Annotated in this window: 5 protein-coding genes; 3 read left to right on the plus strand and 2 right to left on the minus strand. The window is 65.9% G+C overall.

Going from position 1 to position 21,657, the window contains the following annotated elements:
- Positions 1-9: 9 nt before the first annotated feature.
- From LMH93_RS08480 to LMH93_RS08490, 3 genes are all read left to right on the plus strand, one after another.
- Positions 10-10,308, plus strand: coding sequence for a non-ribosomal peptide synthetase (locus LMH93_RS08480; RefSeq protein ID WP_230065009.1), 10,299 nt, complete (start codon positions 10-12; stop codon positions 10,306-10,308).
- Positions 10,305-13,481, plus strand: coding sequence for a non-ribosomal peptide synthetase (locus LMH93_RS08485; protein WP_230065010.1), 3,177 nt, complete (start codon positions 10,305-10,307; stop codon positions 13,479-13,481). The genes LMH93_RS08480 and LMH93_RS08485 overlap by 4 nt, the downstream gene beginning before the upstream one ends.
- Before the next feature lie 308 nt (positions 13,482-13,789).
- Entirely contained in the window at positions 13,790-16,282 is a 2,493-nt protein-coding gene (locus tag LMH93_RS08490; RefSeq protein WP_230065011.1) for a TonB-dependent siderophore receptor, read from the plus strand.
- A 57-nt stretch (positions 16,283-16,339) separates the two neighbouring features.
- On the opposite strand, the gene pvdO is transcribed toward LMH93_RS08490, so the two are convergent.
- Together pvdO and LMH93_RS08500 are read right to left on the minus strand one after the other, a co-directional pair.
- Positions 16,340-17,218 carry a dihydropyoverdine dehydrogenase gene (gene pvdO, locus LMH93_RS08495; RefSeq protein ID WP_442800195.1) on the minus strand — a complete coding sequence of 293 codons (879 nt, stop codon included), beginning with the start codon at positions 17,216-17,218 and terminating at the stop codon, positions 16,340-16,342.
- A 37-nt stretch (positions 17,219-17,255) separates the two neighbouring features.
- Entirely contained in the window at positions 17,256-21,503 is a 4,248-nt protein-coding gene (locus LMH93_RS08500; RefSeq protein ID WP_230065012.1) for an amino acid adenylation domain-containing protein, read from the minus strand.
- Between the last annotated feature and the right edge of the window lie 154 nt (positions 21,504-21,657).

Raw genomic sequence — 21,657 nt, forward strand, 5'->3', positions numbered from 1 at the left:
GGGAAGGGCGTGCAAAAGTTAATCGAATCGGTAGCAACACTGTCGGCAAAGCAACGCAAGGCGCTGGCGGTGCTGCTCAAGCAGCAAGGTGTCGATCTGTACAGCGTGGCACCTGTTTTTCGACGCGATCCGACCGAGCCGCTTTCGCTGTCCTTCGCCCAGGAGCGGCAGCTGTTTCTTTGGCACCTTGAGCCAGACAGCGCCGCCTATCACCTGCCCAGTGCGCTGAACCTGCGCGGCGCACTGGACCTGGCTGCCCTGCAGCAAAGCTTCGATGCGCTGGTGGCGCGCCACGAGTCGCTGCGCACCACCTTCGCCACTGACGGTGAGCGCACCACACCAGTGATCCATGCTCCCGCGCCGGTGAGCATTGCCAGGCATACCCTGGCCCTGGCGCCCGACGAGGACCGGGCGGCGCGGCTGCGCACCTGTATCACCGAAGAAATCCGCCAGCCGTTCGACCTGGCCCAGGGCCCGCTGCTGAGGGCCAGCCTGCTGTGCCTGGGGCCGGACGATCATGTGTTGCTGATCACCCAGCACCACATTGTCTCGGATGGCTGGTCGCTGGCGCTGATGGTGCAGGAGCTGGTGCACCTGTATCGCGCGTACAGCAGCGGCCAGCCTGCCAGCCTGCCGGCGTTGCCGATCCAGTACGCCGACTATGCCGCCTGGCAGCGTCAATGGATGGATGGCGGCGAACGGCAGCGCCAGCTAGCCTACTGGACCGCCCAGCTGGGCGGTGAGCAGCCTGTGCTGGCGCTGCCCGCTGATCGCCCGCGGCCGTTGCACAGCAGCTACCGTGGCGCCCGCATCGACCTGCCACTGAACCCGGCACTGGCCGATGGCCTGCGGCAACTGGCACGGCGCGAAGGGGTGACCCTGTTCATGCTGTTGTTGGCGACCTTCCAGTGCCTGTTGCACCGCTACACCGGGCAGTCGGACATCCGCGTCGGCGTGCCGGTCGCCAACCGCACGCGCAAGGAAACCGAAGGCCTGATCGGCTTCTTCGTCAATACCCAGGTGCACAAGGCCGACATCGATACGCACCAACCGTTCGTCCGCCTGTTGCAGCAGGTCAAGGCCACTGCGCTGGAGGCCCAGGCGCACCAGGACTTGCCCTTCGAGCAGTTGGTGGATGCCCTGCAGGTCGAACGGAGCCTGAACCGCAGCCCGTTGTTCCAGGTCATGTTCAACCATCGCAGCGCCGAGCGCCGGCTGCCAGGGGCCACACAGCTGCCAGGCTTGAGCGTGGAAGTGCTGGCGTGGGAAGAAGTGAACGCCCAGTTCGACCTGACCCTGGACACGGTCGAGACCGCGGATGGCCTGTGGGCATCGCTGACCTACGCCACCGACCTGTTCGACGCGCCAAGCGTCGAGCGCATGGCGCAGCATTGGCAGCACCTGTTGCACAGTGTGGTAGCCCAGCCGCAACAGCCGGTGGGCGAGTTGCCGATGCTGAGCCCGCAGCAGACGCAAGCGGTGCTGCACGACCTTAACGACACCGCCACCGACTACCCCGGCGACTGGCGCGTGCACCAACTGTTCGAGGCGCAGGCGCGTCGCCAGCCAGACGCCACGGCACTGCTGTTCGGCGACCAGCGCATGAGCTATCGGGCGTTGAGCGAGCTATCCAGCCAGTGGGCGCACAAGCTGATCGAACAGGGTGTCGGCCCGGAAAGCCTGGTGGGTATCGCCGCCGAGCGCTCGCTGGAAATGGTCGTTGGCCTGCTGGCGATCCTTAAAGCCGGCGCCGCCTATGTACCGCTGGACCCGGACTACCCGGCCGAGCGGCTGGCCTACATGTTCGAAGACAGCGGCATCGAACTGCTGCTGACCCAGGCGCACTTGCGCGAGCAGCTGCCGGCGTTTGCCGGGCAGGTCCTGTTGCTGGACCAGCCCGGCGAACTGGGCGGGTACTCGCGGCAGGTGCCGGCGTGCCGGCTGCACCCCGAGAACCTGGCCTACGTCATCTACACCTCCGGCTCGACCGGGCGGCCGAAAGGCGCCGGCAACCGCCACCTGGCGTTGTATAACCGGCTGGCGTGGATGCAGCAGGCGTATGCGCTGGACGGCGCCGACACGGTGTTGCAGAAAACCCCGTTCAGTTTTGACGTGTCGGTGTGGGAGTTCTTCTGGCCGCTGATGACCGGTGCACGGCTGGCCCTCGCGGCGCCGGGCGAGCATCGCGAGCCGGAGCGGCTGATCGACACCATCGAGCGCCACCAAGTCACCACCTTGCATTTCGTGCCGTCGATGCTGCAGGTGTTCGTCCGTGAACCGGGCCTGCAGCGCTGCCACAGCGTGCGGCAGGTGATCTGCAGCGGCGAGGCGCTGGCGGTGGACACCCAGCAGCAGGTGTTCAGCCACCTGCCCGGTGCCCGCCTGCACAACCTGTACGGGCCGACCGAGGCAGCGATCGACGTCACCCACTGGACCTGTGTCGACGAAGGGCGTGACAGCGTGCCGATCGGCCAGCCGATCGCCAACCTGTACACGCACATCCTTGGCCCGGCGTTCGAAGCCTTGCCCCAGGTGGCCATGGGCGAGCTGATGCTCGGTGGCCAGGGCCTGGCGCGTGGTTACCATCGTCGCCCGTCGCTGACGGCCGAGCGTTTCGTGCCCGACCCGTTCGGCAGCCACGGCCAGCGGCTGTACCGCACCGGCGACCTGGCGCGCTACCGCGACAGCGGGGTGATCGAGTACTGCGGGCGCATCGACCATCAGGTGAAGGTGCGCGGGCTGCGTATCGAACTGGGTGAAATCGAGGCACGGGTGCTGGAGCACCCGCAGGTGCGTGAGGCGGTGGTGCTGGCCCAGGACAGCGGGCATGGCCAGCAGCTGGTGGCCTACGTACTGGCCGAAGAGCAGGGCATGGCAGTGGACGCCGCCGAACTGCGCGACAGCCTTCGCGAACAGCTCAAGGGCAGCCTGCCGGACTACATGGTGCCGACGCACATCCTGCAGGTGCAGGCCTGGCCGGTGACGGCCAACGGCAAGCTCGACCGCAAGGCTTTGCCCAAGCCCGACAACAGCGCCCTGCAGCAGGCCTACAGTGCGCCGCAAGGTCCCCTGGAACAGCAGATCGCGGCGATCTGGCAGGACCTGCTCAAGCTGGAGCGGGTCGGCCGCAGCGACAACTTCTTCACCCTCGGTGGCGACTCGATCGTCTCGATCCAGGTGGTCAGCCGCGCCCGCCAGGCGGGCATCCGCTTCACCACCAAGGACCTGTTCCAGCACCAGACGGTACAAGACCTGGCCGCAGTCGCCCAGGTGGGGTGTGCGGCACAGGCCGACCAGCGCCCATTGCACGGGCCAACCCCGATGCTGGCGGTGCAGCATGCCTTCTTCGACACAGCCATTGCCGAACGCCAGCAGTGGAACCAGTCGGTGCTGTTCCGCCCGCTGCAGGCGCTTGATGCACAGGCACTGGAGCAGGCGCTGCAGGCCCTGGTCACGCACCACGACAGCCTGCGCCTGAGCTTCGTCGAGGTTGATGGGCAGTGGCAGGCCAGCTACCGGCCTGCCGGGCAGGTACAGCCACCTTTGCTATGGTGCGCGACACTGGCCGATGCCGGTGAGCTGCAGGCATTGGGCACCGAGGCCCAGTGCAGCCTCAACCTGGCCGATGGGCCGATGCTGCGCGCGGTGCTGGCAACCTTGGCGGACGGCAGTCAGCGCCTGTTGCTGGCGATCCACCATCTGGTCGTCGATGGGGTGTCCTGGCGTATTCTGCTGGAGGACTTGCACCGGGCCTACCAACAATGTGCGGCCGGGCAGGCGCCACAGTTGCCCGCTAAGACCAGTGCCTTCAGGGCCTGGGCCGAACAGCTGCAGGCCTACGCCGGCAGCGACACGTTGCAGGCCGAACTGGGCTATTGGCAGGCGCAGTTGAGCCATGCCAGCGGCAGCCTGCCGCAGGACAACAGCGCTGGCGCCCTGAGCAACCGGTACGCCCACACGGTCTACAGCCACCTGGACGGGGCGCTGACCCGGCAGCTGTTGCAGCAGGCCCCGGCCGCTTACCGCACCCAGGTCAACGACCTGCTGCTGACTGCGCTTGCGCGGGTAATCTGCCGCTGGAGCGGCGAACCCTCGACCCTGATCGAGCTGGAAGGGCACGGGCGCGAAGCGCTGTTCGACAACCTCGACCTGGGCCGCACGGTCGGCTGGTTCACCAGCCTGTTCCCGCTGCGGCTGAGCCCGGCGGCAACGCTGGATGGGTCGATCAAGCAGGTCAAGGAACAGCTGCGCGCCGTGCCCGAAAAGGGCATTGGTTATGGTGTGCTGCGCTACTTGGCGGACGCTGCCAGCCGTGAGTGCCTGCGTGCCTTGCCGGTGCCGCGCATCACCTTCAACTATCTGGGCCAGCTGGATGGCCACCTGGCGACCGATGAGCAGGCACTGCTGGTGCCCTGCGCAGACCCCAAAGGCGATGAGCAAAGCCTGGACGCGCCATTGGGTAACTGGCTGACGCTCAATGGCCAGGTCTACGCCGGTGAGCTGAGCCTGGGCTGGACCTTCAGCAGCGACATGTTCGAAGTCGCCACCGTACAGCGCCTGGCCGATGAATACAGCCATGAGCTGCGCGCCCTGGTCGAACACTGCTGCCAGCGCGAACACGCCGGCATGACCCCGTCGGACTTTCCGCTGGCCGGCCTGACCCAGGCCCAGCTCGACAGCCTGCCGCTGCCGCCAGCGATGGTCGAAGACATCTTCCCGCTTTCACCCATGCAGCAAGGCATGATGTTCCATACGCTGCTGCAGCAGGGCGGGGATTACATCAACCAGCTGCGGGTCGATGTGACTGGCGTGGATCCCGAGCGCTTCCGTGCTGCCTGGCAAGCGGCGGTCGACTGCCATGACCTGCTGCGTGGCAGCTTCATCTGGGGTGAGCTGGCCAGCCCGTTGCAGATCATTCAGCGTGAGGCGCAGTTGCCGTTCGCGGTGCATGACTGGCGTGGCCGTGACGACCTTGCCGATGCGCTGGAGGCGTTCGCTGCTGCAGACCGCGCGGCCGGCTTCGACCTGGTCCGGCCGCCGCTGTTGCGCCTGACCCTGATTCGCCTGGACGCGCAGCGTTATCACCTGATCTACACCAGCCACCACATCCTGATGGACGGCTGGAGCAATACCCGGCTGCTGGGCGAGGTGCTGCAGCGCTACCACGGCAGCGTGCCGGAGCAAGGGCCGGGGCGCTTCCGTGACTACATTGCCTGGCTGCAGCGCCAGGATGGCGCAGCCCGCCAGGCGTTCTGGACCCGCCAGTTGCAAGACCTGGATGCACCCACCTTGCTGGCCAGGGCCACGGACTGGGCAGCCGGTAGTGAAGGGCAGGGGCAGGTCGAGCGGGTACAGCAACTGGATGCCCGGCAGACCGCCCGCCTGGACGCCTTTGCCCGTGAGCGCAGGGTCACCGTCAATACCGTGGTGCAAGCGGCCTGGCTGCTGGTGCTGCAGCGCTATACCGGCCAGGCCTGCGTCGCCTTTGGTGCGACCACGGCTGGGCGGCCGGCCGAACTCAAGGGCATCGAGCAGCAGATCGGCCTGTTCATCAACACCTTGCCGGTCATTGCCAGCCCACGCCCGGAGCAAGCGCTGGGTGACTGGCTGGACGCCGTGCAGGCGCTGAACATCGCCCTGCGTGAGTACGATCACACGCCATTGTTCGATATCCAGCGCTGGGCCGGGCAGGGCGGCGAAGCGCTGTTCGACAGCATCCTGGTGTTCGAGAACTACCCGGTGTCCGAAGCGCTGCAGGCCGATACCACCAGTAGCCTGGTGTTTGGTGAGGTGGCGAACCACGAACAGACCAACTACCCGCTGACGCTGGTGGTTAACCTGGGTACGCACCTGTCGCTGCAGTTGAAAGCCGATCGGGCACGGTTCAGTGCCCGGTTGGCCGAGCAACTTGGCGAGCACCTGTTGCAGGTGTTGCAGCAGATGCTTGAGAGCAGCGCCGAAACGGCGTTGGGCGAGTTGCCGATGCTGAGCCCGCAGCAGACGCAAGCGGTGCTGCACGACCTTAACTACACCGCCACCGACTACCCCGGCGACTGGCGCGTGCACCAACTGTTCGAGGCGCAGGCGCGTCGCCAGCCAGACGCCACGGCACTGCTGTTCGGCGACCAGCGCATGAGCTATCGGGCGTTGAGCGAGCTATCCAGCCAGTGGGCGCACAAGCTGATCGAACAGGGTGTCGGCCCGGAAAGCCTGGTGGGTATCGCCGCCGAGCGCTCGCTGGAAATGGTCGTTGGCCTGCTGGCGATCCTTAAAGCCGGCGCCGCCTATGTACCGCTGGACCCGGACTACCCGGCCGAGCGGCTGGCCTACATGTTCGAAGACAGCGGCATCGAACTGCTGCTGACCCAGGCGCACTTGCGCGAGCAGCTGCCGGCGTTTGCCGGGCAGGTCCTGTTGCTGGACCAGCCCGGCGAACTGGGCGGGTACTCGCGGCAGGTGCCGGCGTGCCGGCTGCACCCCGAGAACCTGGCCTACGTCATCTACACCTCCGGCTCGACCGGGCGGCCGAAAGGCGCCGGCAACCGCCACCTGGCGTTGTATAACCGGCTGGCGTGGATGCAGCAGGCGTATGCGCTGGACGGCGCCGACACGGTGTTGCAGAAAACCCCGTTCAGTTTTGACGTGTCGGTGTGGGAGTTCTTCTGGCCGCTGATGACCGGTGCACGGCTGGCCCTGGCGGCGCCGGGCGAGCATCGCGAGCCGGAGCGGCTGATCGACACCATCGAGCGCCACCAGGTGACCACTTTGCATTTCGTGCCGTCGATGCTGCAGGTGTTCGTCCGCGAGCCGGGCCTGCAGCGCTGCCACAGCGTGCGGCAGGTGATCTGCAGCGGCGAGGCGCTGGCGGTGGACACCCAGCAGCAGGTGTTCAGCCACCTGCCCGGTGCCCGCCTGCACAACCTGTACGGGCCGACCGAGGCAGCGATCGACGTCACCCACTGGACCTGTGTCGACGAAGGGCGTGACAGCGTGCCGATCGGCCAGCCGATCGCCAACCTGTACATGCACATCCTTGGCCCGGCGTTCGAAGCCCTGCCGCAGGTGGCCATGGGCGAGCTGATGCTCGGTGGCCAGGGCCTGGCGCGTGGTTACCATCGTCGCCCGTCGCTGACGGCCGAGCGTTTCGTGCCCGACCCGTTCGGCAGCCACGGCCAGCGGCTGTACCGCACTGGGGATTTGGCGCGCTACCGCGACAGCGGGGTGATCGAGTACTGCGGGCGCATCGACCATCAGGTGAAGGTGCGCGGGCTGCGTATCGAGCTGGGTGAAATCGAGGCACGGGTGCTGGAGCACCCGCAGGTGCGCGAGGCGGTGGTGCTGGCCCAGGACAGCGGGCATGGCCAGCAGCTGGTGGCCTACGTACTGGCCGAGGAGCAGGGCATGGCAGTGGACGCTGCCGAACTGCGCGACAGCCTTCGCGAGCAGCTCAAGGGCAGCCTGCCGGACTACATGGTGCCGACGCACATCCTGCAGGTGCAGGCCTGGCCGGTGACGGCCAACGGCAAGCTCGACCGCAAGGCTTTGCCCAAGCCCGACAACAGCGCCCTGCAGCAGGCCTACCGGGCGCCGCAAACCCCGCTCGAGCAGCACGTTGCGGGTATCTGGCAGGAGGTGCTCGGCCTTGAGCGGGTGGGCCTTGGCGACCACTTCTTCGAGCTGGGTGGTCACTCGTTGCTGGCGACCCAGGCGGTATCGCGGATGCGCAAGCTGCCGGGTGTGCAAGTGACGTTGCGTGACCTGTTCGATCACCCGGTGCTGGAGCGCCTGCTGGCAGCGCTCGGCGGCGCTGGCAAGGCTGCGACCGCGCATGGTGTCGAGCTATTGGCCCATGGAGAAAAAGCCACCGCACCGTTGTCGTTGATGCAGCGGCGCTTGTGGGTTGCCGAACAATTGTCCGGGGGCAGCGCTGCTTACGGCATGCCATTGGCCCTGCGCCTGCAAGGGCCGCTGCAGGTCGAGGTGTTGCGCAACAGCCTGAACGCGCTGGCGCAGCGACATGAAGTGTTGCGTACGGCCTACGTGCAGGACGACGAGGGTGATCCGCTGGCGCTGATTGCCGACCGGATCGAGGTGGATATCACCCTCGACGACTGGTCCGGGTTCAGCCCGCAGGAGCAGCAACGGTGCATTGCCGAAGCCACCCTGGCCAACGCCAGCACCCCGATTGCAATGGAGCATGCACCGTTGTTGCGCTGCCGTCTGGCACGCCTGGCAGACCAGGAGCATGTGCTGTTCTTCGCCATGCACCACATCATCTCCGATGGCTGGTCGATGGGCGTGCTGGTCCGCGACCTGGTTGAAATCTACCGTCACAGCGCCCCAGGGCAGACCCACCTTCTGGCGCCGTTACCGCTGCAGTATTCAGACTTTGCCTTGTGGCAGCAGGCCCTCGAGCAGGCGGGTGAGCTGCAGCGCCAGGCAAGCTACTGGCAACAGGCCTTGGCGGGCCATACCGGCCGCCTTGAGCTGCCACTGGAACAGCCGCGCAGCGAGCAGGCCTCCCATGCCGGCGGTGCGGTGGACTTTAGCCTGTCGCCAGCATTGACCGATGCGCTTGGCCAGTTCGCGGCCAAGGCCGGGGTGACCCTGTACAGCACGCTGCTGGCGGCGTTCCAGTGGTTGATGCACCAGACCAGCGGTGCCCACGACGTACTGGTCGGGGCCGACACCGCAGGCCGCCAGCACAGCGAACTGGAAGGCCTGATCGGCTTCTTCGTCAATGTATTGCCGCTGCGTTCCAGGGTGAGCGATGGGCTGGCCTTCGGTGACTTCGTGCAGGGCACCCAGCGCACCTTGCTCGCGGCCCTGGAGCATCAGGACCTGCCGTTCGACATGATCGTCGAGGCCCATGGCGCCCCGCGGGTGCGCGGCATGAACCCGCTGGTGCAGGTGCTGTTCGTGATGAACAACCTGCCCGTACGCAGCGAAGCCCTGGCCGACATTACCGTGCAGGCGCTGCCCGCCCCGGCGCTGTATTCGAAGTTCGACATGGCCCTGTTCATCGAACAGGAGGCCGGGCAGCTCAGTGGCAACTGGCAGTTTGCGACAACGCTTTTCAGGCAAGAGCATATCCAGCGACTCGTCAGCGCATGGATCGCGATGCTCGAACAGATCGTCAGTGTTCAGGATATGAGGTGGCAAGCGATGAACGTTCCATTACAGGGTGGCGCCCTGGCTGGCAGCACACCGGTAAGCGCCCCGGCCAGCAAGGCCGACAAGCTGGGCAAATTCCTCAAGCGCTCTGCCGGCGCCACTGCAGTTGCACCGCCACGGGCGGCGGTGCGCGAGTCGCTGCTGGTACCAGGCCAGCTGTTCCCGTTGCTCGTCGAGCCTGGCGACGCATCGATCGACCTGATCGAGTGGGTGCGCAACAACCGGCCGCTGGTCGAGCGCAAGCTGGGCGAGCATGCGGGGATCCTGTTCCGCGGCTTTGCCCTGGAGGGTATCCAGGGGTTTGAAGCATTCGCCGAAGCTGTACAGCCGGGGCTTTACGGTCAATACGGTGACCTGCCGAAGAAGGAGGGGGGCAAGAACACCTACCGCTCCACGCCGTACCCGGAAACCAAAATGATCTTGTTCCATAACGAGAGTGCGCACCAGGACAGCTGGCCGCGCAAGCAGATGTTCTATTGCGAGCAGCCTTCGCCGGTCGGCGGTGCCACGCCGGTGGTCGACTGCCGCCTGATGTACGAAAAGCTGCCGCAGGCACTGCGGCAAACCCTCGAGGACAAAGGGCTGCTGTATGTGCGCACGTTCGCCGACAAGCTCGACGTGCCATGGCAGCATTTCTTCCGCACCGATGACCGCGCCGAGGTCGAGGCCCGTTGCCGTGCCGCTGGCATCGAATGGCGCTGGCTGGACAACGACGAGTTGCAGACCCGCACCCGCTGCCCGGCAATCATCACGCACCCGATCACCGGCGCACGCTCGTTCTTCAATCAGGTGCAGCTGCACCACATCTATTGGCTGGAGCCGGATGCGCGTGAAGACCTGCTGGCCATGTTCGGCCTGGAGCGCATGCCACGGCATGTGTACTTCGGCGATGGTTCGCCGATCCCCGATCAGGACATGCAACTGATCGGCGAGCTGTATGAAGCCTGTGCCGTGCGGTTCCAATGGCAGAAAGGCGACGTGATCCTGGTCGACAACATGCTGGCGGCGCATGCCCGTGACCCGTACGAGGGGCCGCGCAAGATCGTCGTGGCGATGGGCGACATGTTCGACCGGGCCGCGCTGGAGGCGGCTGCGGCCATGCAGGTGATGGCGACCGAGGAGGCCCAGGAATGAACAGTTACGTAGACCAGGCCGAGGACATCGGTTTTGCCCTGACCGTCGACCAGCAACACTGGCTCGATGCCTTGCCCGCTTGCCCGGACTGGTCACAGGCCGCGACGCTGCTGAAGATCAGCGTTCAGGGCCGGCCGGACCCGGCGCGCCTGAGCCAGGCGCTTGAACGCTTGGTCGAGCGCCACCCGATATTGGCCGGGCGCCTGGGCACTGCCCCGGGATACCGCGGCATGCGCCAGTTCATCGGCGCCCGGCGGCCAGCCCTGACGCTGGCAGTGCAGGCCGAGGCAGGTGCGCCGGCACTGCTCGAGCCTTGGTTGCAGCAGCGCTTCGAAATCGACCAGCTGCCAGCCGCCCAGGCCTTGCTGGTACCGGCCGCCGATGCCGGGCAATGGCATCTATGGCTTGGGGTGGCGGGCTTTGCCTGCGACGCGGCTGGCATGGCCATGCTGTACCGTGACCTGGCGGCGTTGTATGACACGCCAGCCGTGCCGGATGAAGACCTGCCTGAAGCCTTCGGGCAGTATCTGGAGTGGCGTGCCGAAGTGACCCAGGATGAGGATGCAGCGGCAGCCCGTGGCTACTGGCAAGGGCACCTGATGCCAACGGAGCAGGGCATGAGCGCGCCTTGGCCAGCCTATCGCCAGGACCAACCAGCGACGCATCAGGCACACCATCAGGTGAATCTGCCGCTGGCCTTGCAGGGGCAGTTGCAACGCCTGGCCGACGCCCGTCAGGCCAGCCTGGACACGCTGCTGCAGGCGGCCTGGTGGGCCTTGCTGGGCCGGCTTGGCGACAGCAACCGGTTGTTGGGCGCCTGGCAGCACGATGCGCGACAGGATTATGACTACTTCGCGAACAGTGCGGGGTCGTTCAGCAAGTTATTGCCGTTGTGCCTGCAGTGGGCTGACGAAACCCGTTTCGGCGAGCACCTTGCAGCGCTCGGCGCCGCGCTGGAGCAGCATGTGGCGTGGCAGGAGTACTGGGTACCGGAATGGGTGCCCACAGCCGTGCCGACCGTGGCGTTTTCCACTACGCCGGCGCTCGCGCCGCAGGTTGCCGGCGGTCTGTGCTGGCAGGGCGAGCTACTGGCGCCACGCCTGCCGACGGGCATCGAGCTGCAGCTGCGCATTTGCCCAGCAGCGGGTGCTGACCAACCGATTACCGTGAGCCTGGATTACCTGGCCGGGCGCTACAGTGCGCGCGGCATGCAAGGCCTGCTGGAGCAGTACATTGAATTGCTGCGCAGCATCGTCCAGGCGCCGGACCGCCCGCTGCGGCAGTTGAACCTGCTGGGTGAAGCCGAGCGCCAGCGCCTGCTGTCGATCAACCCCGCGCCGCAACCACTGGCCGCGACATCACTGGCGGCACAGATCAGCCAGTGGGCAATCGACACCCCCGACGCGCTGGCACTGGTCGCAGGTGACGCGGGCCTGAGTTACGCCCAACTGGAGTTGGCAGTGCAGCGCCTGGCGCTGGCGCTGCAGCAGGCTGGCGTGCAACCCGGGGCGGTGCTGGCACTGGCGCTGCCGCGTTCGCTGGACTGGGTCGTGGCGATGTTGGCCAGTTGGCGTGTCGGCGCGGCCTACCTTGCGCTGGAGCCGCACTGGCCCGTTGCCCGGCAGGTGCGCCTGATGACACAGGCCGGCGCCACGCAGGTGCTGGTCGAACCGGCAGCGGTGGCCAGCCTGCGTGAGCAGGGCATAGAGGCGCTGAGCCTCGACAGCCTGTACCCGCTGGCGGTTGACACTGCACGGCTGCAACCGCACGCCGCCAGCGCCAGCGATGCCGCCTATGTCCTGTTCACCTCGGGCTCGACAGGCACCCCCAAAGGCGTGGTGGTCGAGCACCGGCAACTGCTGAACTACACCGCAGGCGTGTGCCACACGCTGGCGCTGGAGGGCTGTCGTCACTTCGCATTCGGCTCGACGGTGTCGGCCGACCTTGGCCATACGACGCTGTTCGCAGCCTTGTATGTGGGTGCGACACTGCACGTGGCCGCCGACGAGGTGATGAAGGATGCTGAACTGTTTGCTGCGTACCTCGAGCAGCAGGCAATCGACTGCCTGAAGATCGTGCCGTCGCACCTTGGCGCGCTGCTGGAGTCGAAGGCACCGGCAGTACCGGCCACCGTCATCCTGGGCGGGGAAGCCCCGAGCGCGGCGTTGCTGCAGCGCCTGTTGCAGATACGTCCGGACTGCAAGCTGTTCAACCATTACGGCCCGACCGAAACCACGGTTGGGGTCATGGTGCACCCGGTTCGGGCGGTACCGACCGGCACCCTCGGGTTGTCGCAGGTGTTGCCCAACAACCAGATCTATGTGCTGGATCAGCACTTGCAGTTGGCGGTCACCGGCGTGCTGGGCGAACTGTATGTCGGTGGGCAGCAGGTGTGTCGCGGCTACCTGCAAGACGTGCAGAGTGACCCGCCGGCGTTCGTCGAGAGCCCGTTCGTGGCGGGCGAGCGGCTTTACCGCACCGGCGACCTGGCCCGCTATCGCCCGGACGGTGCTATCGAGCTGCAAGGCCGGCGCGACCATCAGGTGAAGATACGCGGCTTCCGCATCGAGCTGGCGGAGATCGAGGCACAGCTGTCGGGTGCACCGCAGGTGGTCGAGGCGGCGGTGTTGTGTGATGGAGAAGCGCTGAGCGCGTATGTCAGCTTGCGCGACGAGGCCACGGTGGCTGCCCTGGACGCGGTCCGCGAGTACCTTGCCCGGCAACTGCCGGCGGTGATGCTGCCGCGTACCCTGCAGGCATTGCCGCGGTTGCCGCGCCTGGGCAACGGCAAGCTCGACCGGCAAGCGTTGCGGCAGGTGGGCAATGAACCTGCGGCGGGTCTGCTGGCCCCGCGTGATGCACTGGAAACCGTGATTGCGCAGCGCATGGCGCAACTGCTGGGGCTGGAGCAAGTGGGCATCGAGCAGGACTTTTTTGCACTGGGCGGGCATTCGCTGCTGGTCATCAAGCTGGCGGCAGGTATTCGCAAGTTGCTGCAGTGCGACATCAATCCAGGCGTCATCTTCGACCACGCTACGGTTGCCACCCTTGCCCAGGCGCTGCGCGAGCGCGAAGCCAACCCTGGCCAGTTGCTCAAGCTGGCCCAGGCCCGTCTGCGGCTCGACAGCATGAGCCCTGAAGAAAAAGCCCGGCTGCTGGAAAAGAGCCGCTGAGCCTCACCACGCCCAGGGGCGGGCAACCCGCCCCTGGGGTCTTTTGCATTGCCTCCCCCGTACTGCCGTGCCGATTGCGTGGAAGGATGCCGGCGAGATACTAATGCAAAAAATTCTCATTCTGGATTTTCCAGGGTGATGCGTCTTATGTAGGAGCGCGCTGAAAGCCACACGTGGCAAGCCGTTTTGACTTGCGTGTCAGGCGTCTGTCGCGGGATCTGCCCGGGGGAGGATGGGCAGCTCGGCCGTTTGGGGGCCGTTGGCGGGCGCGGGACGATTTCATTACACGATATAAATAGAGAAATACCATGCCAGCAGGATTTTTCGAGTTCAAACCATTGGTCAAGGCGCTTTGCATGTCCCGCTCGATCAGCGCCCGCTCATCCCGGGCGTTGTTCGGCAAAGGGGTGCTGGGCGCCGCATTGATGCTGCCCATGGCCGCCCAGGTCTGGGCTCAGGGGGTCAACTTCGACATCGCTGCCCAGTCGCTGCCCAACGCCCTGCGTGCGCTTGGCGAGCAGGCCGATGTGCAGTTCATCTACAACGCCTCGGAAATGGCCGACCTGCGTGGCAATGAAGTGCGTGGCAGCTACACCGTCGACGCGGCAGTGGCCAAGCTGTTGCGCGGCTTGCCGGTCAGCTACAGCCTGGAGGGCGATACCCTGACCCTGGTGCGGCGTGAGCGCGCTGCGTCCTCGGCGCTGGAGCTGGGCACCACCAGCATCACGGGCAACACGTTGGGCGTGACCACCGAAGGCAGCAACTCGTATACCACCGGTGGCGTCACCATCGGCAAGAGCGAACACAAGCTCAAGGACATTCCGCAGAGCGTGTCGGTGATGACCCGCAAGCGCATGGATGACCAGAACATCACCGACCTGACGGAACTGTTGGCCAACGCCCCGGGCATGACCTTCGCCAAAAGCCCGGGTACCGGCGGCTTCATCACCTCGCGCGGTTTCGAAATCGACTCGCTGCAGTACGATGGCGTGCCCATGACCCGTGGCATCTACGCGCTGGGCAGCTACCTGACGGAACCGACGGCATTCTATGACCGTGTCGAACTGCTGCGTGGCGGCGCGGCGCTGCTGCAAGGGGCCAACAGCCCCGGTGGCGCGATCAACTTCGTGCGCAAGCGCGGCCAGGCCAAGCCGACAGTCACCCTGACCGCCCAGGCCGGTTCCTGGGACCACTATGCCACCCAGGTTGACGTTGGCGGCCCGCTGAACGAGGCGGGCAACATCCGTGGGCGTGCCGTGGTCGACTACGATACGCGCAACTCGTTCATCGATTATGTGGGCGGCTGGGAGCAGAAGGTCTACGGTGCGCTGGACTTCGACCTGTCTGAAGACACCACCCTCGGTGTCGGCATCAGCGATCGCAAGACGCGTTTCACGCCTATGGTCGCCGGTTTGCCGCGCTTCAGTGACGGCCGGGACGTAGGCTTGTCGCGCTCGACCTTCACCGGCTCCGACTGGAACCGCGGCATGACCGAGCAGCTGGCGTTGTATGTCGACCTCGAGCACCGCTTCAACGACCACTGGAAGTTCAAGACCGCGGCGGTGGCGATCAACGAGCGCAACGAAATGACCTACGCCTACGTGGTAGCGCCGACCGGCCTGGCCAACGATGGGTCTGGGTTGTTCGACTGGCGCTATGCCACTGATTTCAACTCCCACAGCCGTGGCCTGGACATGTTCGTCGATGGCGACTTCAACGGTTTTGGCTTCGACCAGGAAGTGGTGTTCGGCGGTAACTACTCACGCTTCACCAGCGACAACACCATGGCGGTGGTGCGCAGCGCCGGGGCGAACATTTTCGATCTCGACAACCACTTGCCCTTCGAGAACTACGACAGCCTGGCGGCCCGTGGCACGCGTACCGACAGCCAGTACAAGATCGTGCAGAAAGGTATCTACGGTACCTGGCGCGTCAAGCTGACCGACCCGCTGACCTTGATCCTGGGCGGGCGTACCAGCTGGTACTCCTATGATTACGATTCCCAGGTCTATCAGGCCGGCGTCCATCAATACGACAGCCCGGCCTCCAAGGCCAACAACGGTGTTGTCACCCCCTACGCGGGCCTGGTTTACGAATTGACGCCGCAATGGTCGGCCTACGCCAGCTATGCCGACGTCTTCATCCCGCAGAGTGCCATTGGCGTGGGTGGTTCCACGATCGAGCCGATCACAGGTAGCAACTACGAGCTGGGCTTGAAGGGCGAGCTCAACGACGGCCAGGTCAATACCAGCGTCGCGCTGTTCCGCTATGACCATGAAAACCGCGCGGTGCCGATTCTGAACACCGAATCGTTGTGTGGCGGCTCCAACTGCGCGGCAGCGTCTGGCAAAGTGCGTAGCCAAGGCCTTGAAGCCGAGATCAACGGTGAGGTGCTGCCAGGCCTGCAAGCGTCGGCCAGTTACGTCTACAACACCACCAAGTACCTCAAGGACAACACGTACGAAGACAAGATTTTCTCCACCTGGACGCCGAAACACTCGGTGAAGGTGTGGACGGACTACACCCTGCCTGGTGACTTCAGCCGCTTCAGTGTCGGCGGCGGTTTCAACAGCCAGAGCAGCACCGTTGCCTACGACCGCAAATTCGATTCGCCCGGCTTCACCATCTGGAATGCGCGCCTTGGTTACAAGGTCAGCGATGAAGTCAGCCTGGCGGTCAACTTCAACAACATCTTCGACAAGGTGTACTACATCCCGTCGTATGCTGCGGTCAGTGCCAACAACTACTACGGCGACCCTCGCAACTTCATGTTCTCGGTCAAATACACCCCACAGTTCTGAACCTGGGGCCACGCAGGCCATCTTGGCGGGTACCCCGCCCAGATGGCCTGCGCCAGGTCACAGCTCCCGCGCTACACGAAAGCCCAGGAAGTCGCCACGTACCGTGCGTTCGCGATCATTGCGATTGCCCGAACGCGAGAAGATCGGCGCTTCACCCCAGTCATTCCCGCGCATGTGCGCCGCCTGGCAAAGCCCGCCGTCGGCCTCCATCCAGGCGCTGCCATCGCTGGGCGCGCCGACGTAGTCCTTGTGGTAGCAGTCGGCGACCCATTCATACACGTTACCGTGCATGTCATAGACGCCAAAGGCATTGGGCGGGTAGCTGCCTACCGGTGAGGTGTAGCTGTAGCCGTCCTTGGGGCCGTAGGTATTGGCGTGCTTGCTGATCTGGTAGTCGCCTTCTTCATCGAACGGGAACGGGAACGGCCCGGTGGAGCCGGCCCGTGCCGCGTACTCGCGTTCGGCCTCGCTGAGCATGCGGTAAGTGTGGCCAGTTTTCTTGCTCAGCCACTGCGCATAGGCCTGCACATCGTAGTAATCGACGCACACTGCCGGCTGGCGCGGCCCTTGCTGGTAGCGAGGCTTGCTGGCCTGGCACAGGCGCCCTGGGCGTTTGTCACCGTCCTTGATGACCACGCCGGTTTCCTTGATATAGGCATCCAGCTCGCCAGCGGTGACCTGGAAACGGCTGATGGCGAAGGGTTTGGCGAAGGTCACGGTATGTTGCGGGCCTTCGTCGGGCTGCTTGCCCGGTTCGTCATCCGGCGTGCCCATGACGAAACTGCCCGCAGGCAGCACGACCATTTCCGGGCAGCCGGCCTTGCAATCCTGGAAGACCTCGCCCGGGGTCTTGCTGACAGCCTGGGCGAGTAGCGGGCAGGCCGCCATGGCCAGGGCAAGGGCCAGGCCGGTGACGGTGTAGGGGGCGCACTTCATGGCGAACGTTTCCTTTTTGGCAGGTGTGACGGGGTATTCAGGGTGCCGGGCAGCTACGGCCGAACGCCTCGATGAACGAGTCGATCAGGGGCTGCTCCAGCATCATGGTTTCGTGTGGGTAGGGTGAGTGCAGCGAAACGTCCAGCTCACCCCCTGCGCAGAACTGGCGGATGACCTGCTCGGCGGCGTGAATGTGTGCTGCGCTCTTGTGCACCTGCGACCACCAGCAACTGGGCTTGACCCTGAGCGGAGTGAGGGTGAAATCGGCGAAGCTCGCTTCCAGCTGATCGTGGATGTCGAACGCCTGGGCATTCATGATCTGGGCCTTGGCACTGGCCAGCACGCCCTGGACATCGCTGCCAGCGTCAGCCAGGTGCGCCGTGGCCCACTGGTAGAACGCCTTGACGTCCTGAGTAGGGTTGGCGTGCAGCTGCTCGGCGGCGGCCTGTTTGGCCTGCGGGAACAACAGCCCGAACAGCTCGACGGTGTCTTGCAGCTCGCGCTGGCCCGGCGTATCGCTGTGGCGGGCTGGGCGAGGGGTGTGAGGGGGGAACGCGGCGCGGCTTAACTGCGCCTCGGGCAGGGTGCTGTCGACCAGCCCCAGGAATGCGACCTCGCAGCCGGCCTGTTCCAGCTGCCGGGCGATGTCCCAGGCAATGCTGCCGCCCAGGGACCAGCCCATCAGGCGGTATGGCCCGGACGGTTGTGCCTGGCGGATCTGTGCGGTGTAGTCGGCGATCATCGCTTGCCAGCCTTGCCGTTCGGCCGGCGCCGGGCTGCCGCCCCGGTGCTGCACGCCGTAGACGCAAGCCTGCGGTTCCAGGCACCTGGCCAGCGGCTGATAGCTGAAGACCATGCCGCCGCTGGGGTGGATACAGAACAATGCAGGCAGCGGTGTGGCCGGGCGGTTGAGGGGCACGATGCACGGGTTCGCACAGGCATGCTCACGGCCCAGATGTGCAGCCAGCAGGTCGATGCGGGGGTAGGCGAGCAGGTCCTGGATACGCACTGCCAGGCCCAGTGCCTGCTTGATGCTGGCCAGCAGCTGGATGGCCAGCAACGAGTGGCCACCCAGTTCGAAGAAGTGATCGTCGCGGCTGATACGTTCGACGTTGAGCGCGGTTTGCCACAACGTGGCCAAGGCCTGTTCCAGCGCGCCCTGGGGAGCGTTGTAGGCTTGCTGCAGCAGGCTGGCATCGGCCTTGGGCAAGGCCTTGCGGTCGAGCTTGCCGTTGGCTGTCAGCGGCCACCGGTCGAGCAGCAGCAGGTGCGCCGGGACCATGTAGTCCGGCAGCGCTTCCTTCAACTGTTCGCGCAGCTGCGCGCGCAGCCCGGCCTGTTGCTCCAGCGCTACCTCGGCAGCGGGGATCAGGTAGGCCACCAGCTGCTGGCCGGTCGCGCCTTCCTGGGCCAGCACCAGGGCCTCGCGCACCTGTGGCTGCGCCTGCAGGCGGGCTTCGATCTCACCCAGCTCGATGCGGAAGCCGCGGATCTTCACCTGGTGGTCGATCCGCCCGGCGTATTCGATCACCCCGTCGGCGTGGTAGCGCGCCAGGTCACCGGTGCGGTACAGGCGCCCGCCAGGGGCACCGAACGGGTCCGGCACGAAGCGCGTGGCGCTCAGGTCGCTGCGCTTGAGGTAGCCGCGCGCCAGGCCGGCGCGGCCGACGTACAGCTCGCCGATGCAGCCTTTGGCTACCGGGTTCAGGTCGCCGTCGAGCACATACCAGGACAGGTCGGGGATCGGCACGCCCATCGGGCTGCTGGCCGCCTTGCCCAGGTCGGCCAGCGACAGCGGCCGGTAGCTGACATGCACGGTGGTTTCGGTGATGCCGTACATGTTCACCAGCTGCGGCTGGCGGTCGCCGAAGCGTTCGAACCACGGTGCCAGGCTGTTGACGTCCAGCGCCTCGCCCCCGAACACCACGCTGCGCAGTGCCAGTGGCCGCTGCGGCTCAGCCGTGGTGGCCACCGCCATCAGTTGCTTGAATGCCGACGGGGTCTGGTTCAGCACCGTGACCTGTTCATCGGCCAGCAGCTGGTAGAAGGCCTCGGGTGAGCGGCTGGTGTGCTGCGGCACGATCACCAGGCGCCCGCCGTACAGCAGGGCGCCGAAGATTTCCCACACCGAGAAGTCGAAGGCATAGGAGTGGAACAGGCTCCACACGTCGTCGCTGCCGAAGCGGAAGTCGGCGTCGGTGGCCGTGAACAGGCGCAGCACGTTGCGCTGCGGCAGCAGCACGCCCTTGGGCTTGCCGGTGGAACCGGAGGTGTAGATCACGTAGGCGAGGTTGTCCGGGCTGACCGTGACCGGCGAGCAGGCCAGCGGGTCGGCCTGGCTGCTGTCATCATTGCTTTCAAGGCTGAGCACGCGCACGCCTGCCGGCACTGGCAGGCTGGCCAGCACCTGGGGCTGGGCCAGCACGCGCTGCAGGCCGCTGTCTTCGATCATGTAGGCCAAACGGTCGGCCGGGTAGGCCGGGTCCAGCGGCACGTAGGCACCGCCAGCCTTGAGGATGGCGAAGATGCCAACGACCATGTCCAGCGAGCGCTCGGCAGCCAGGCCGACCAGCACGTCGGGCCCGACCCCGTCGTCGACCAGGCGCAGGGCCAGGGCGTTGGCGCGCTGGTTGAGCTGGGCATAGCTCAGGGCCTGGCCCTCGCAGGTGACAGCGATGGCATCGGGGGTGCGCTGCACCTGGGCCTCGATCCGGCTGTGCAGGGCCTGGTCGGCCGGGTGCTCGGCGGGGGCCGGGTTCCACTGGGCGAAGGTGGCCTGCTGTTCCGGGGTGCCCAGCATGTCGAGCTCGCCCAGCCGTTGCTCGGGCCCCCGGGCCATGGCCAGCAGCAGGTTCTGCCAGTGCCGGGCCATGCGTTGCACGGTGCCGTGGCTGAACTGGCTGCAGTCGTATTCCAGGCTGAAGCCAAGGCCGTCGGCTGCGTATTCAAGGTCGATGCCGATCAGGCATTTGGCCTGGGCGCTGGCGGTATCGAGGAAGTCCAGCTGCAGTGGGCCCAGGGCCAGCGGGCCGCTGGCAGTCCCGGCCACGCGCCAGTTGAACAGCGCCTGGAACAACTGGGTGGGTAGCACCTGGCCGTTGTGCTGCAGCGTCTCCAGGTACAGCTCCATCGGGTAGTCGCTGTGGCTCAGGGCCGCAATAGACTGCTCCCGCAGGTTTTGCAGCAGGGTCTGCACGGATTGCTGCGGGTCGAGTTCGGCGCGGTAGATCTGGGTGCTGACGAAAAAACCTACCAGCTGCTGGGTTTCGCTGCGGTTGCGCCCGGCGCTGGGCACGCCGAGGGTGAATTGCCGCTGGCCACTGTAGCGGCCCAGCAGCACCTGCCAGGCGGCCAGGGCGATGACGAAGGGTTGCACGCCCTGCTGCCGGCTGAGCTGCAGCAGGGCTTGGAACACCTCGGCGTCCAGTTGCAGGCCATGGTAGCGGGCACTGGTGCCCTCAGGCGGTGCGCCAGCGCAGCGCGGGTCGAGGTCACCCGGCAACATCAACGGCTGCAGTTCGTCACCCAGTCGGGTATGCCAGTAGCGGGCAGACGCTTGGCACGCATCGCTTTGCAGGTAAGCCTGGCGTTGCCAGATGGCGTAATCGGCATACTGGATGGCGGGCCGTTGCAGCTTGCAGGCTCCCTGGGCGGCTGCCTGCGAATAGGCGCCCAGCAGGTCCTGCAGCAGGATCGGATTGGACCAGGCGTCTGAAACGATGTGGTGCATGTTCAGCAGCAACACATGCTCGTCACCTTGTACTTTCACCAGCCGGGCCCGGATCAGGGGCGCCTTGCCGAGGTCGAACGGTGCCAGCGCATCCGCTTCGATGAGCCGCTGCAATGCATGAGGGCGTTGCGTGGCGGGCATGGCGGTCAGGTCTTCGCAGGGCATTTCGAGGCGTGCGTCGGCTTCGACGAACTGCTGCGGTATGCCCTCGACCTCGGCGAACCTGCTGCGCAGGATGTCATGGCGGTCGACCACCGCCTGCAAGGCCATGGCCAGCTGCTGGCCATGCAGTTCACCCTTCAGTGACAGTGCCCGTGGCAGGTTGTACGCCGCGCTCTGCGGGTTGAACTGCTGCAGGTACCACAGGCGCTGCTGGGCGAAGGAGAGGGGGGCCGGCCCGGTGCTCTCGCGTGGTGCTATCCGGTCGGGTTCAGGCAGCTCATCCTGGAGGAGGGCGAGCAAGGCGTCGTCCAGCAAGTCTTCAGCGAGCGAGTCGGCATCCAGTGATTCGTGCATGGCGGTCCCTGTGGCAGTCGAGGCGAAGGACAGCAGCATGGGGGCCGGCCTTGCCGGCGAATGGCCGCTGTCCTCTGGAGAGGTGTATGGCCAGTAAACGAGCCGCCGCACGGCAAATTTACCGGCGGGCGTGTGGGTGACGGGGCGGGTGGGCAGGCCCCGGCCAGGGTTGTAGCCGACCTGGTCGGGGCGA

The organism is Pseudomonas sp. CIP-10 (assembly GCF_020911845.1).
Taxonomy (GTDB): domain Bacteria; phylum Pseudomonadota; class Gammaproteobacteria; order Pseudomonadales; family Pseudomonadaceae; genus Aquipseudomonas; species Aquipseudomonas alloputida.